Raw genomic sequence first — 14,266 nt, forward strand, 5'->3', positions numbered from 1 at the left:
CGCCGACTGCTCGCTTGCGCCCTGGCTCAGCGACTGCGCCGTCGCCGACACCTCTTCCGACGCGCTCGCAAGACCGTTGGCCCCGCCGTTCACCTCGGACACGACGGACTCGAGCTTGAGCACCATGTTCTTCATCGCCAGCAGCAACTGACCGGTCTCGTCCTTCGACGTCGCGTCGATGGACACGGTCAAATCGCCTTCCGACAGACGATTCGCCACATTGACCGCCACACCCAGCGGTTTCGTCACGCTGCGGCTGATCAGAAGACCCAGGACGATGCCCACGATCATCCCGCCGATGATCAATACGATCATGGTCGTGCGACCACTTTCGTAGATCTGCGTCGTTTCGTTCGACGCCTGCAGTGCGCGCGCTTCCTTCGACTTGGTCAGCGCGGTCAGCGTGTCATCGAGGGTATTCGCACTCTTGCGGACATTGGCAAGGGTCTCGGTCAGTACGGCGTCCTTGTCCGACAGTGACTGCGCGCGGATCAGCGTCACCGCCTGCTGCATCTCCTGCTGGTATGTCGCCCACGTGCTATCGAACACGGAGAAGAGCCGCTTGGCTTCGTCGGTGACGAACAGGTCCTTCGACTTCTGCACATAGTCCTGTATCGCGGCCGAATACTTGTCGATGGCCGCCAGATGCCGCTCGCGCTCTTCCTTCGTCTCGGCGAGCAGGGCATTGCCCCGGGCACGGCCGACGTAGATGAGATTGATGTTTGCCTCCTTGATGTACGAGAGGCCGAGCAGTTCCTTGTAGTAAAGATCATCGGCGAGCGCGTTGATCTTTCCCGAATTCGAGATCCCGACCCAACCCACGACAGCGGTGATGATCACCAGAGCGACAAACGCGAGGATCAGTCGGATCCCGATCTTCATGTTGGACAACATGGCTAATACCCCTTCCTTCAACAGCATTCAGAATCGGCTTGGGGCTCCATGAGTCCGGTAAAGCCATATCCGAAAAGATTCATTTCGGTTTCACCCCCCGCGCTGGCGAGGCTCCACCACGTATGCATTACACCTGCGGTCTGGCGCCGTCAGCTCGGCGCGCTCATCTCCCGCGAGTTCTGCCCCTGCATTTCAGTGATGCCCGCGGCTGTCGTGCCGGTACTACCGGCCATCTTCATCAGCCCCGCGACATCGAGGATGAGCGCGATCTCACCACTGCCGAGAATGGTCGAGCCGCTGACTCCGCGAAGTGCGCTGAACAGCTTGCCCAGCGGGCGGATGACGGTCTGGTGTTCGCCCATCAGCTGATCGACGACGATGCCGGCCTTGGTCTGCCCGAAATGGACGACCACCACGTTCTCCCGTCGCTCGGGGGCCGGACTGTCGATATCGAACACTTCGCGCAGCCAGAGCAGCGGCAGCACTTCTCCACGCATGTCCAGATAGCCGCGGGCGCGGGCGGCATCGCGGATCGAGCCGGCCAGTTCGACGCACTCGACGATCATGTCGACCGGCAGCACGAAGCTCGCCTTGTCGATGCCGACCCGGAAGCCATCGATGATGGCCAGCGTCAGTGGCAGCCGTATCCGGATGCGCGTGCCCTTGCCCGGCTCGGTATCGATATCGACGGTGCCGCGCAGCGCTTCGATGTCACGGCGAACCACGTCCATGCCGACGCCGCGGCCCGACAGATTGCTCACCTGGTCGGCGGTTGAAAAACCGGGGGCGAATATCAGACGGTCGATCTCGCGTTCGCTGAGCTGCGCGTCCTCCGCCACCAGCCCGCGCTCGATCGCCTTGCGCAGGATCTTCTGACGGTTCAGGCCACCGCCGTCGTCCGCTACGTCGATCACGATACTGCCCGCCTCGTGATAGGCGTTCAGCATGACCTTGGCGCGTGCCGGTTTGCCGGCGGCAAGACGGACCTCTGTGGCTTCGATACCGTGGTCCATCGAGTTGCGGACCAGATGCATCAACGGATCGCCGATGCGCTCCACTACGGTCTTGTCCAGATCGGTCTCGCCACCGCTGATCTGCAGCTCGATGTCCTTGCCCAGCTCGCGACTGACATCGCGCACGACGCGCTGGAAGCGCTGGAAGGTGGCGCCGATCTGCACCATGCGCAGCGACAGCGCCTGGTCTCGCACCTCCTCGACCAGACGCGTGAGCACTTCGCTCGCTTCGGTCAGCTGGGCCTGCGCAAGCATCTGCGCGACGTTCTGCACGCCGGCGCTGGCCACCACCAGTTCGCCGACCAGTTCGATCAGCTGATCAAGCTTGTCCGCGTCGATGCGCAGTGAACGGGCTTCCTGCGCCTTGGTGTCCTTGACCTGCTTCTGCTTGACGAGCGCAGCGTCGACCACGCCGGCGCCGACCGCGCCGCTCTCGATGAGTATCTCGCCGAGCTGCGGCGTCGTTGCCGGTGAGCCGGCCTCGGCTTCACTGGCGGCCGCGGATGCCGCTTCCGACTGCAGCGACAGGCCGCGATCGAGTTCGGCACGGGTCAGCGCGCCGCTGAGCACGAGCATCTCGCCCAGCTTCAGCTCGTCCTCGGGCAGTGCGCGCAGAACGTTGATGTACTCGGAAATCTGCGAGTGCGGCGGAATGATGTGAAGCACGCATTCGTCGCGGACGAACTCGAACACGCCTTCGATCTCGGCCTTCGACGCCTCACTGCGGAAATCGATCTCGAAGCCGAGGTAGCAGGACTCCGGATCGAGTTGCAGCCACTGAGGCAGCGCATCGAACAGCGTATCGAGGTGAACGATTTCACCCAGCGTGCACAGATACCGTATGAAAGACAGCGGATCCATGCCGCCGCGCAGTACGTCGGCACCAAAGCGGATCGACAGATGCCAGTTCTCGTTCGCGCAATTGTCGGAACCAGCCGACTCGCTGCGGCTGACATCGGCCGCAGCAGCGACCACGGCTGTCGCGGCCGCCTTTTCCGGCTGCTTGCCGAGCAAGGCAAGCAGAGCCGCCATCTGCGCTTCACCTTCGGCGCGCTGGGCGGCATCGAGTTCGCGCTTTTCGGCCACCGCGCGCACCAGCGCGCCGATGTGGTCCTTGTTGCGCAGAAGCAGGCCGATCACGTCATTGCTGACCTGCATCTGGCCGTCGCGGACGCGGTCCAGCACGCTTTCGACCTCGTGCGTGAAATGAACGATATCGTCGAAGCCGAACACGCCGGCCGTGCCCTTTATGGTGTGGGCCGCACGGAAGATGTCGTTGATCAGTTCGTCGTTGTCCGGCTCGCTTTCGAGCTGCAGCAGGGATTCCTCCATCCGCGTCAGCAGTTCGTCTGCTTCGGCGAAGAAGGCTTCGAGGGCGGGTTCAAGATTCATCTGTGAATTCCTCGTCCTGTTCAGGCGGCCTGCGCCGGCATCACGAGCGGATCGCCGAATACGTGGCTCAGCTGCAGCAGTTCCATCACTTCGAGCATGGCTTCGCTGTGCGCCACCAGTTCGAGACTGTGCCCCTGCTTCTCGGCCGCCCGTTTGGCTGCCAGCAGCAGCTGCACGCCGCTGCTGTCCACCTCGCTGACCTGCGCGAGATTGACGCGCAGATCGCGTCGTTCCGACAACGCGCGCGTGAGGAAGCCGTAGGCTTCTGCAGCACCGAATATGGTCAGTTCGCCGACCACCTTAAGTTCGGTCACGTCACCGTCGTCGGTGCGTTCGATTTCCATGTCGTCGGCTCCGCTTCGCTTCAGGGCAGGCAGAGCTTGGACACGGCCATCAGCATCTGGTCCGGCTTGAACGGCTTCACCATCCACGCCTTCGCTCCTGCCGCCTGGCCTTCGGCCTTCTTCGACTCCTGGTTCTCGGTGGTCAGCATGATGACCGGCGTGAACTTGTAGGCCGGCAGCTTGCGCATCTCCTTGACGAAGGTGATGCCGTCCATGTTCGGCATATTCACGTCGCTTACGACGAGATGCACCTTCTGGCCGGTGAGCTTGGACAGCGCGTCCTTGCCGTCGCAGGCCTCGAAAACGTCGTAGCCCGCGCCCTTCAACGCGATGCTGACCACCTGGCGCAATGACGATGAGTCATCCACGACCATGATTGTCTTTGCCATGTGTCACTACTCCTCAAAAGAAAACGAGATCGTCGCTGGCCGTGCTGGACGCACTACCCGAGCCGCCGTGATTGCCGCGCTCTTCGGGCGTGGTGTAGCTGCGTTCGAGGTTGGCGACCAGCGGTCGCAAGTCGGGCGCCTGATCGGCGGGGATGGCGGCCACTTGCTGCTCCAGTTCGTCCAGGCTTTCGCAGACGTGGGCGAGCACCTGGTCGATGCGATCCTGGAACTGCAGGTGCGGCAGGGTTTCGGCGATCTCGTGCTGGATGCCCTCTGCCTGGCGACGCAGTTCGGCGTTGGACGCGGCCAGCACGTCGAGCAGCCCGGAAAAATCGCCGAGCACCCCCTGGATGCTGGCTTCGGAAACCTTGAAGGATTCGATGTCGCGGCTGGTCGAGCTTTCGACCAGGCGGGCCGACGCCAGGATGGCGTCGCTGACCAGCTTGGCCTTCTCGGCGATCTTTTTGCCGGTATCGCCCGAGGCCGTCGACAGCTTGCGTACCTCGTCGGCCACGACGGCAAAGCCGCGACCAGCCTCGCCAGCACGGGCGGCTTCGATGGCGGCGTTGAGGGCGAGCAGATTGGTCTGATCGGCAACCTGCTGCACCGAGGTCGCCATGCCGCGCAGATCGTCCGCGTAACTGGCCAGTTCGCGTATCTGTGCCAGCACGAGATTCTTGTCCGTAAGCGCGCCGGACATGCTGTCCAGCACCTGGGTAAGCTGCGTCTGGGAAGTCTTCAGTACGGTATCCACGCCGCCTTGCGCCGCCGAAGATCCTGCTCCGGACGAAGCGGCAACGGCCGCATCGAGCTTGGATACGAGACCGGAGAAGCGCTGGATGAGCTCTCCGATGGCTACCTCGGCCTGCTTGCGCACGCCGTTGATCTGTCGCTTCCAGATCGGCGCCGCCTCGGACGACACCAGTACCAGACTGCCATGCAGGGCTTGCGCAAGCGGATCGGGTTGCGGCGCTTCTTGGGTGAGTGCCGCCGGTGCAGCCGCATCGCGGCGCCCAAGCACGACCATCGACCACACGAGACCACAGCCCGCTGTTATGCCGACCGCCAGACGCACCCAGAGAGGCACTTCGATCGGCGCAACCGCCCAGGCTCCGACCAGCGTTGCGACCACCGTGTGGGTCACGCTGACTATCGTTCTGTTCAACTCACTCTCCCGTTTCACATGGCAGACATTTACGGGCCGGGCCTTGTTATATATGTAATTGACACTGTGGCCACGTTCAGGCTAACGGTCGGGATGTCCATGGACTTTAGGTCGCTCCGGCGTCTTTTTTGAAAACTTCATATGCGGCCTGGCACCGCCTGGAAGCGGGATCTTTTCCCGCTGCGCAATGCGGCCGCGCACTGTGGATATCCGACATCGGCGGCCGCTTCCATGAACGTATGATTGCTGCTGATACCTGTCGGCGCCGTCTGCACCACCAGGGCCCCCGTCCCAGATGAACAGTCCTTCGTTCGTGTCCACATTCCGTCCCCGCGCAACCCCGGTCGCAGCACCGGGCTGGTACTGGATGGTGCCGCGCGTCGCCATCGCGCTCTTCCTGCTGGCCATCGGCACGCTGGTGTGGTGGCTGCACCGCAACGATCTGGACGAGCAGCGCGCGACCATGATCAACGACGTGCTGTGGATGGAGCAGGACCTGCGCTTCCATCTCGACCGCAACGCCGAGCAGATGGCGCAGATCGGGCGCGAGGCGGCCGACGGCCGGCTCGATGCGCGGGTGATCGAGGCACGCCAGCGCAACATGATCGCCAACGGCCACGGCCTGCTGCGCGTCGATACCATCGCGCACATCAACGCCGACGACCCGGATATGTCGGGCCCGGCGCGGCTGGCCGAACAATTGGGCCGCGCGGCCTATCTGCCGCCTTACGCGACCGCCGACGGCGACGTGCATTTCGACGTTCTGGTGCCGCTGGGCGGCGGCCAGGGCTGGATGCGCGGGACCTACTCGATCGAGCAGATGCTGTCGCAGTCGGTGCCCTGGTGGTTCGCCGAGCGCTACAAGCTGGACGTGATCGACAACACCGAAACGGTGCTGGCCAGCAAGTCCAAGGTGGCGGCCGAACACGACGAAGTGAACTACGCGCTGGTGTTCGACCCGCCCGGCCACGGCCTGCGGCTGCGTGTCACCGCCTACCGCAGCGACACCCGACTGCTGCCGGCGCTGCTCGTGGTCACCATCGTCGGTCTGGCATTCACGATGCTTTGGAGCCTGTGGGCGCTGCGCCGTCACCTGGTGCGCCGGCTGGAGGCTGAACAGGCGCTGCGCGAGGAACACACCTTCCGTTCGGCGATGGAAAATTCGCTCAGCATCGGTCTGCGCGCGCGCGACCTGAGCGGCCGCATCACCCACGTGAACCCGGCCTTCTGTCGCATGGTCGGCTGGAGCGCCGAGGAACTGATGGCGATGAGCCCGCCCATGCCCTACTGGGCGCCGGAAGAGGCCGAACACATCCGTGCGCTGCACGACGGCATCCTGGCCGGCGGCGCGACCTCGCACGAAGCGCTGGAACTGAAGTTCATCCGCCGCAATGGCGAGCGCTTCGACGTGCTCATTTCGGAGGCGCCGCTGGTCGACGCCGACGGCCGTCACGTTGGCTGGATGAGTTCGGTGCTCGACATCACCGAACGCAAGCAGGCGGAGGAGCTGTACCGGCAGCAGCAGGAAAAGCTGCAGTTCACCGGCCGTCTGATCACCATGGGCGAAATGGCATCGACGCTGGCGCACGAACTGAACCAGCCGCTGTCGGCCATCGCCAGCTACAGCACCGCCTGTCTGAACATGGTCGATAACGGCAGCGGCACGCTGGCCGACCTGAAGGAACCGCTGGCAAAGATGAACGCGCAGGCGCGCCGCGCCGGCACCATCATCCGCCGCGTGCACGAATTCGTCCGCCGCTCCGAGCCGAAGCGCGTCGCCTGTTCGCTGAACGACGTGGTCGAGGAAGCGCTGGGCCTGATCGAGGCCGACGCACGCAAGCGCGACATCCGCATCTCCAGCTCACTGGCCGGCGCCCTGCCCGCGGTCAGCGCCGATCGCGTCATGATCGAACAGGTCTTGCTGAACCTGATCCGCAACGGCATGGACGCAATGGCCGCCTGCCCGCCCGAGCGGCGGCGCCTGCTGATCCAGACCAGCGCCGACGCCGAGGGCGTGCAGGTGTCGGTGCGCGACAGCGGCAGCGGCATCCCGCCCGAGGTGGCGGACAAGCTGTTCGCGCCCTTCTTCACCACCAAACCGGACGGCATGGGCATGGGCCTCAACATCTGCCGCTCGATCGTCGAACTGCACCGCGGCCGACTGTGGTTCGAATCCGCCGAAGGCGGCGGTACCGTGTTCATCCTGAAGCTGCCAGCCGGGGAGTGAGCCGATGAGCCAGATTTTCATCGTCGACGACGACGAAGCCATCCGCGACGCACTGGGCTGGCTGTTCCGTTCGCGCGGCCACGCGGTGCGTACCTGGCCCTCGGCCGAGGCGCTGATCGGCAGTGGCGAGATCGCGCATTGCGGCTGTCTGCTGCTGGACATCCGCATGGACGGCATGAGCGGGCTCGAACTGTTCGGCTGGCTGCACGAGCACGGCCACGACATGCCGGTCATCTTCCTGACCGGCCACGGCGACGTGCCGATGGCGGTGGGCGCGATCAAGCAGGGCGCCTTCGATTTCGTCGAGAAACCGTTCAACGACAACGAACTGGTGGACCGTGCGCTGGCCGCGCTGGCCATGCATCAGCAGCAATTGTCGAAACGCGCCGCCGCACAGGCCATCGATGAGCGCGTCGCCCAGCTCACGCAGCGCGAGATCGAAGTGATGGAGCGCGTGCTGGCCGGCCAGATGAACAAGGTGATCGCCAGCGACCTCGGCGTCACCATGCGCACAGTCGAGGTCCATCGCGCCCGCATCTTCGAGAAGATGGGCGTGCGGTCTGCGGTGGAACTGGCGCAGGTACTGGCGGCGAGGAAGTAGCGCCGCGCACATTCACCGCTGCTGTCGGGGTCGGAAGACCCCTCCCACAGAATTCCGGTCCATGCTCCGGCGGGGGGCAGGCACAACCCCTGTGGGAGCGGCCTTGGCCGCGACAGGGCCGCTGCAGTCCGCCAGCTTCGATGCAGGTACCTGTCGGGGTCAGAAGACCCCTCCCACAGAATTCCCGTCCAGGCTCCGGCGGCGAGGCGGGCGCAACCCCTGTGGGAGCGGCCTTGGCCGCGACACGGCCGTCGTGGCCCACTGGCTTCGATAAAGGCCGCCATCGCGAGCAAGCTCGCTCCCAAGGTCTTCGCTTCGGGCCAGTGCGAGGCCCCGCGCCCAGCCCACCGCCGGTATCGGGGTCATAAGCCCCCCCACGGCATCCCGGTTCCGGGATGGCGACCAGACTACAGACCTGCCGCGTCGTCCAGCGTGGCCGCGGCGCCGCAGCACACCATGTGCGCCAGACCGCCGCACTCGCTCAGCACGTGATCGGCATAGAAGCGCGCGGTGACGATCTTGGAGCGCAGGAAGTCGGCATCGCCGTCACCGGCGGCCAGACGCTGCTGCGCCAGCAGGGCGCCACGCGCGAGCTGCCAACCGCCCGCCACGCGGCCGAACAGCATCAGCAGGGGCACTGCGCCGGCCAGCGCGGCGCGCACATCGCTGCGCCAGTGCGCGACGACGAAATCGACGCTGCGTTCGAGCGCCGACGCCGCCTCGCCCAGCGGCGCGGACAACGCCTGCAGCCGTGCAGCATCGAGCGCCGCGACGACATCGCGCATGTCGGCGATCACCGCGCGCGCGGCCGCACCGCCGTCGCGCGCGATCTTGCGGCCGACCAGATCGTTCGCCTGTATGCCGGTCGTGCCCTCGTAGATATTGGTGATGCGCGCATCACGCAGGTACTGGGCCGCGCCGGTTTCCTCGACATAGCCCATGCCGCCGTGCACCTGCACGCCGAGCGAGGCGATCTCGTTCGCGGTTTCGGTGCTCCAGCCTTTCACCAGCGGAATCATCAGCTCGACGAAAGCCTGGGCGCGCGTCCGTTCGTCCTGGTCCGCGTGGCGCGCCGCGCGGTCGCGTGCCGCTGCGGTGACCGCGGCCAGCGCGCGCATCGCCTCGACCTGCGACTTCATGCGCAGCAGCATGCGGCGCACGTCCGGGTGGCGCACGATGGCCACACTGCCGCCGCCCTTCACGCCCGCCTCACCGCCCTGACGCCGCTCGTTGGCGTACTCGCGCGCCTGCTGAAATGCGCGCTCGGCCACCGCGATGCCCTGCAGGCCGACCGCGTAGCGCGCGGCGTTCATCATGATGAACATGTACTCGATGCCGCGGTTCTCTTCGCCGCACAGCCAGCCGGTCGCGCCGCCGGCATCGCCGAAGGCCATCACGCAGGTCGGGCTGGCATGTATGCCCAGCTTGTGTTCGAGCGACACGCAACGCACGTCGTTGCGCGCGCCCGGATTGCCGTCGGCATCGGGAATGAACTTGGGCACGATGAACAGCGAAATGCCCTTCACCCCGTCGGGCGCACCCGGCGTGCGCGCCAGCACCAGATGCACGATGTTGGACGCCAGTTCGTGCTCGCCGAAGGTGATGAATATCTTCTGCCCGAAGACGCGGTAACTGCCGTCAGGCTGCGGTTCGGCGCGGCTGCGCACGGCGGCCAGATCGGAACCGGCCTGCGGCTCGGTCAGATTCATGGTGCCGGTCCATTCGCCGCTCACCATGCGTTCGAGGTACAGCGCCTTCTGCTCGTCGGAGCCGCACAGCGCCAGCGCCTCGATGGCGCCGGCGGTCAGCAGCGGACACAGCGAGAACGCCATATTGGCGCCCATCACCATCTCCTGGATCTGCGCCACCACGAGGTGCGGCATGCCGGCGCCCCCGTGCGCCGGATCGCAGCCCATGCCGTTCCAGCCGTTGTCGGCATAGGCGCGATAAGCCTCCGCGAATCCGTCCGGCATGGCGACGCGACCGTCGTCTCCGAGCTTCGCGCCGACGCGATCCCCCACCCGATTCAGTGGCGACAGCACCTCGCCGGTGAATCGGGCGGCCTCTTCGAGCACCGCGTCAACGACGTCCGGGCTCGCGTCCTCGTAGCCGGGCAAGGTCACCACTTCGTTCAGGCCAGCCAGTTCCAGCGCAAAACGCATGTCCTGTAGCGGCGCGACGTATTCGCTCATGAGCCTCTCCTCCATCGGGCTCTGACGGCCCTCGAAATTGATCGATGACGGCAGCGGGCGAGTGCCGCCCGCTGTCGATCAGTCCAGTGCCTGCACCAGCTGCGGTACCAGTTCGAACAGGTCGCCAACCAGACCGTAGTCGGCCACCTGGAAGATGGGCGCGTCCGGATCCTTGTTGATCGCGACGATCACCTTGGAATCCTTCATGCCGGCCAGGTGCTGGATGGCACCCGACAGCCCGACTGCAATATAGATGTCGGGCGCGACGATCTTGCCGGTCTGGCCGACCTGGTAATCGTTCGGTGCGTAACCGGAATCGACCGCAGCGCGGCTGGCGCCAAGTGCGGCGCCGAGCCGGTCGGCCAGCGGTTCGAGCACGCGGTGATAGGCCTCGGCACTGCCCAGCCCGCGTCCGCCGGACACGACGACGCGCGCGGCACCCAGTTCCGGGCGGGCCGACTGCGACAGTTCCTGCGACACGTGGGCAGACAAGCCGGTCGCCGCCGGCGGCGTCACCGCCTCGACCGGCGCCGCACCGCCGCTCGCCGGCAGCGGGTCGAAGGCGGTCGCGCGCACCGTGATCACCCTGACCGTATCGCCGCTCTGCACCGTGGCCAGCGCATTGCCGGCGTAGATCGGGCGCACGAAAGTGTCGGCCGACACCACCTCGACGATGTCGGAAATCTGCGCCACGTCGAGTGTGGCCGCGACGCGCGGCATGAAGTTCTTGCCGAAGCTGCCGGCCGGAGCCAGCACGTGGCTGTGGCCGGCGGCGACCGCCAGCACCACTGCGGCGAGGTCTTCCGCGGTCGGGTGCGCCAGGTGGGCGGCATCGGCGCTCAACACCCGGGCAACGCCCTGTACCGCGGCAGCGGCGGCAGCGGCGCCCGCGCAGCCGCTGCCGGCGACCAGCACGGTGATGTCACCGCCGATCTTCGCCGCGGCAGCCAGCGTGTTCAGCGTCGCCGGGCGCAGGCCGGCGTTGTCGTGTTCTGCAATGACCAGAATGCTCATGACGGGCTCCTCAGCGCAGCACTTTGGCTTCGTCGCGCAGCTTGGCGACCAGTTCGACCACCGAGGCCACCTTGACGCCGGCCTGACGCTTCGGTGGCTCGGCCACCTTCAGCACCTTCAGGCGCGGCGCGACATCGACGCCCAGTTCGTCCGGCGTCACCGTGTCGAGCGGCTTCTTCTTCGCCTTCATGATGTTGGGCAGGCTGGCGAAGCGGGGTTCGTTCAGCCGCAGGTCGGTGGTGACCACCGCCGGCAGCGCCACGCTGACCGTTTCCAGGCCGCCGTCGATTTCGCGCGTCACGGTCGCACGGCCGTCTGCAACGCCGACCTTGGATGCGAAGGTGGCCTGCCCCCAGCCGAGCAGCGCGGCCAGCATCTGGCCGGTCTGGTTGGCGTCATCGTCGATCGCCTGCTTGCCGCAGATCACCAGCTGCGGCTGTTCGCGACCGGCCACCGCCTTGAGCAGCTTGGCCACCGCCAGCGGTTGCAGTTCGACATCGGTATTCACATGGATCGCGCGGTCGGCACCCAGTGCCAGTGCAGTGCGCAGCGTATCGACGCAGCCGGCGACGCCGCAGGACACCGCGACCACCTCGGTCGCCACACCCGCCTCCTTCAGCCGCACCGCCTCTTCCACCGCGATCTCGTCGAACGGATTCATCGACATCTTCACGTTCGCAGTTTCGACGCCGCTGCCATCGGCGGCAACGCGGATCTTCACGTTGTAATCGATCACCCGCTTGACCGGGACCACAATCTTCATGCCTGTGTCTCCTGTGTGCCGCTGCACGGTTGCACGCACCCATACGGATGCGTATGTTCAGGCCATACGCTACCGTATGCTTCCGTTAGAGGTCAACCACGCCGCAGGAATACCACCATGCCCGACGCCGACGCCCGCCCGCAGACCGACCGCGACACCTGGGTGCGGGCGGCCACCCAGACCCTGGCCGACAGCGGTGTCGACGGCGTCAGGGTGGAAACGCTGGCGCGCGGTCTCGGTCTGACCAAGGGCAGTTTCTACTGGCACTTCAAGGACCGCCGCGCCCTGCTCGACGCCGTACTGGAGCACTGGCGCGACGGCCGCATCGACGACATCCGCAGCCGCACGCAATCTGCGCCCGGCGACGAAATCGCGCAACTGCAGCATGTGATCGACACTTACAGTCTGGCGCGCAACCGCCGTGGCATGCAGATCGAACTGGCACTGCGCGACTGGGCGCGCCACGACGAAGCGGCGCGCGCGGCGGTCGATGCCGTGGACAGCGTGCGGCTGGAATGCGCTGCCGCGCTGTTCCGCGCCGCCGGCTGCGACGCCGACGAAGCGACCAATCGCAGCCTGCTGCTGTATGCCTATGTGTTCGGCCTGGGCATGATGGATGTGCCGCGTGACACGGCGAGACCGGCGGCGGCACGCCAGTTCATCGCCAACCTGATCACGGGTCGTTGATATTTTGCAAAACAATGCCGCGCGGCCGTCATCGTTCGCACGGGATAATTGATGCAATGCCGCATCCGTGCGGGCCTACAACAGAACAGAACGCAGAAAGGAAAACCGATGTCCTTCCCGGCACCCGAAATCTTCAAGGCCTACGACATCCGCGGCATCGTGGACAAGACGCTGACCGCCGACGCGGTGCGCGCCATCGGCCACGCGCTGGGCTCCGAGGCGGTGAAGCGCGGCCAGCGCACCATCGCCGTCGGCCGCGACGGCCGCCTGTCCGGCCCTGAACTGGCCGGTGCGCTGGCCGAAGGCATCAATGCCGCGGGCGTCGATGTGCTGGATATCGGCTGCGTGCCGACGCCGCTGTCCTACTTCGCCGCCTTCGACCTCGGCACCGACAGCGCGGTCAGCGTGACCGGCAGCCACAACCCGCCCGACTACAACGGCCTGAAGATGGTGCTGGGCGGTCAGACGCTGTATGGCGACATGATTCAGGACCTGCGCCGCCGCATCCTCGACAACGATCTGGTTCACGGCCAGGGCACGACGCGCCACGCCGACGTGCGCGATACCTACATCACCCGCGTCACAGGCGACGTGAAGCTCAAGCGCCGGATGAAGGTGGTGATCGACTGCGGCAACGGCGTCGCTGGCGACATCACGCCGCGCCTGTTCGAAGCGCTGGGCTGCGAAGTCGTGCCACTGTTCTGCGAAGTGGACGGCAATTTCCCCAACCACCACCCGGACCCGTCCAAGCCGGAAAACCTGGAAGACGTGATCCGCGTGCTGGCCGCCGGCGACGCCGAGATCGGCCTCGCTTTCGACGGCGACGGCGACCGCCTGGGCGTGGTCACCCGCGATGGTGAGATCATCTACCCGGACCGCCAGCTCATGCTGTTCGCCGCCGACGTGCTGTCGCGCCAGCCCGGCGCGCAGATCGTTTACGACGTCAAATGCACCCGCCTGCTGGCACCGTGGATCCGCGAGCACGGCGGCGAACCGGTCATGTGGAACACCGGCCACGCGCTGATCAAGGCCAAGCTGAAGCAGAGCGGCGCCGCGCTGGCCGGCGAGATGAGCGGCCACATGTTCTTCAAGGAGCGCTGGTTCGGTTTCGACGACGGTCTGTACGCCGGAGCCCGTCTGCTGGAAATCCTGTCCGCCGCGCCGGATGGCAATGCCGTGCTGAAGGCGCTGCCGACCGCCACCTCGACGCCCGAACTGAACCTGAAGATGAACGAGGGCGAACCGCACGCGCTGATCGCCGAGATGCAGCGGACCGCTCAGTTCGACGGTGCGCGCGACATCATCAAGATCGACGGCCTGCGCGTCGAATACGCCGACGGCTTCGGGCTGATGCGGGCGTCGAACACGACGCCGGTGGTCGTGCTGCGCTTCGAGGCGGACGACGCCAAGGCGCTCGAACGCATCCAGGCGGATTTCCGCCGCGTGCTCGGTAGCGCCCGCCCGGACCTCGCCCTGCCCTTCTGACGGCCCCCTCCCCCGGCACCTGATCGGGTGCCGGTTTCCGGCGCTCGGCCGACGCCGTCATCGCCATGAAATAAACCCCGCTCGCACCCTAAATGTGGCG

12 protein-coding genes are annotated in these 14,266 nt (G+C 66.0%); 4 read left to right on the top strand and 8 right to left on the bottom strand.

The features are described from left to right. From WJU27_RS07315 to WJU27_RS07335, 5 genes are all read right to left on the bottom strand, one after another. Positions 1 to 921 (bottom strand): methyl-accepting chemotaxis protein (locus WJU27_RS07315; RefSeq protein ID WP_341421631.1); only part of this gene is annotated, 921 nt, incomplete at its 3' end. Positions 922 to 1,043: 122 nt separating this feature from the next. Further along, a complete protein-coding gene (locus tag WJU27_RS07320; RefSeq protein WP_341421632.1) occupies positions 1,044 to 3,299 on the bottom strand; it encodes a chemotaxis protein CheA in 2,256 nt (751 codons plus the stop codon). A 20-nt stretch (positions 3,300 to 3,319) separates the two neighbouring features. Next, a complete protein-coding gene (locus tag WJU27_RS07325; RefSeq protein WP_341421633.1) occupies positions 3,320 to 3,643 on the bottom strand; it encodes an STAS domain-containing protein in 324 nt (107 codons plus the stop codon). A gap of 20 nt (positions 3,644 to 3,663) precedes the next feature. Next, the gene (locus WJU27_RS07330; protein WP_024300513.1) at positions 3,664 to 4,032 is read right to left on the bottom strand and encodes a response regulator; all 369 of its coding nucleotides are present in this window, start codon (positions 4,030 to 4,032) and stop codon (positions 3,664 to 3,666) included. A gap of 13 nt (positions 4,033 to 4,045) precedes the next feature. Next, positions 4,046 to 5,197: a methyl-accepting chemotaxis protein gene (locus WJU27_RS07335; RefSeq protein WP_341421634.1), complete on the bottom strand. Its 1,152-nt coding sequence runs from the start codon at positions 5,195 to 5,197 to the stop codon at positions 4,046 to 4,048. Positions 5,198 to 5,510: 313 nt separating this feature from the next. On the opposite strand from WJU27_RS07335, the gene WJU27_RS07340 reads away from it, so the two are divergent. Both WJU27_RS07340 and WJU27_RS07345 read left to right on the top strand, forming a co-directional pair. Further along, positions 5,511 to 7,424: a sensor histidine kinase gene (locus WJU27_RS07340; protein WP_341421635.1), complete on the top strand. Its 1,914-nt coding sequence runs from the start codon at positions 5,511 to 5,513 to the stop codon at positions 7,422 to 7,424. A gap of 4 nt (positions 7,425 to 7,428) precedes the next feature. Further along, complete coding sequence (locus tag WJU27_RS07345) at positions 7,429 to 8,025, top strand: response regulator transcription factor (protein ID WP_341421636.1); 597 nt, start codon at positions 7,429 to 7,431, stop codon at positions 8,023 to 8,025. 407 nt (positions 8,026 to 8,432) lie between these two features. On the opposite strand, the gene WJU27_RS07350 is transcribed toward WJU27_RS07345, so the two are convergent. The 3 genes from WJU27_RS07350 to WJU27_RS07360 all read right to left on the bottom strand — a co-directional run bounded on the left by WJU27_RS07350 (position 8,433) and on the right by WJU27_RS07360 (position 11,994). Next, positions 8,433 to 10,217 (bottom strand): acyl-CoA dehydrogenase, encoded by a 1,785-nt coding sequence (locus tag WJU27_RS07350; protein ID WP_341421637.1) that lies wholly within the window; start codon positions 10,215 to 10,217, stop codon positions 8,433 to 8,435. 78 nt (positions 10,218 to 10,295) lie between these two features. Next, positions 10,296 to 11,231 carry an FAD-binding protein gene (locus WJU27_RS07355; protein WP_341421638.1) on the bottom strand — a complete coding sequence of 312 codons (936 nt, stop codon included), beginning with the start codon at positions 11,229 to 11,231 and terminating at the stop codon, positions 10,296 to 10,298. A 10-nt stretch (positions 11,232 to 11,241) separates the two neighbouring features. Next, complete coding sequence (locus tag WJU27_RS07360) at positions 11,242 to 11,994, bottom strand: electron transfer flavoprotein subunit beta/FixA family protein (protein WP_341421639.1); 753 nt, start codon at positions 11,992 to 11,994, stop codon at positions 11,242 to 11,244. A gap of 117 nt (positions 11,995 to 12,111) precedes the next feature. On the opposite strand from WJU27_RS07360, the gene WJU27_RS07365 reads away from it, so the two are divergent. Both WJU27_RS07365 and WJU27_RS07370 read left to right on the top strand, forming a co-directional pair. Continuing rightward, positions 12,112 to 12,681 carry a TetR/AcrR family transcriptional regulator gene (locus WJU27_RS07365; protein WP_341421640.1) on the top strand — a complete coding sequence of 190 codons (570 nt, stop codon included), beginning with the start codon at positions 12,112 to 12,114 and terminating at the stop codon, positions 12,679 to 12,681. Positions 12,682 to 12,789: 108 nt separating this feature from the next. Continuing rightward, positions 12,790 to 14,166, top strand: a complete 1,377-nt coding sequence (locus WJU27_RS07370; protein ID WP_341421641.1) for a phosphomannomutase/phosphoglucomutase — start codon at positions 12,790 to 12,792, stop codon at positions 14,164 to 14,166. The last annotated feature ends 100 nt before the right edge of the window (positions 14,167 to 14,266 follow it).

This window comes from Methyloversatilis sp. NSM2 (genome assembly GCF_038066675.1).
Lineage (GTDB): Bacteria > Pseudomonadota > Gammaproteobacteria > Burkholderiales > Rhodocyclaceae > Methyloversatilis > Methyloversatilis discipulorum_A.

Excerpts from the sequence above, each read along its gene's own strand:
- WJU27_RS07350 (WP_341421637.1), bottom strand. The coding sequence starts at position 10,217 with ATGAGCGAATACGTCGCGCCGCTACAGGACATGCGTTTTGCGCTGGAA.
- WJU27_RS07330 (WP_024300513.1), bottom strand. The coding sequence starts at position 4,032 with ATGGCAAAGACAATCATGGTCGTGGATGACTCATCGTCATTGCGCCAG.
- WJU27_RS07370 (WP_341421641.1), top strand. The coding sequence starts at position 12,790 with ATGTCCTTCCCGGCACCCGAAATCTTCAAGGCCTACGACATCCGCGGC.
- WJU27_RS07320 (WP_341421632.1), bottom strand. The coding sequence starts at position 3,299 with ATGAATCTTGAACCCGCCCTCGAAGCCTTCTTCGCCGAAGCAGACGAA.
- WJU27_RS07360 (WP_341421639.1), bottom strand. The coding sequence starts at position 11,994 with ATGAAGATTGTGGTCCCGGTCAAGCGGGTGATCGATTACAACGTGAAG.
- WJU27_RS07365 (WP_341421640.1), top strand. The coding sequence starts at position 12,112 with ATGCCCGACGCCGACGCCCGCCCGCAGACCGACCGCGACACCTGGGTG.
- WJU27_RS07345 (WP_341421636.1), top strand. The coding sequence starts at position 7,429 with ATGAGCCAGATTTTCATCGTCGACGACGACGAAGCCATCCGCGACGCA.
- WJU27_RS07325 (WP_341421633.1), bottom strand. The coding sequence starts at position 3,643 with ATGGAAATCGAACGCACCGACGACGGTGACGTGACCGAACTTAAGGTG.
- WJU27_RS07355 (WP_341421638.1), bottom strand. The coding sequence starts at position 11,231 with ATGAGCATTCTGGTCATTGCAGAACACGACAACGCCGGCCTGCGCCCG.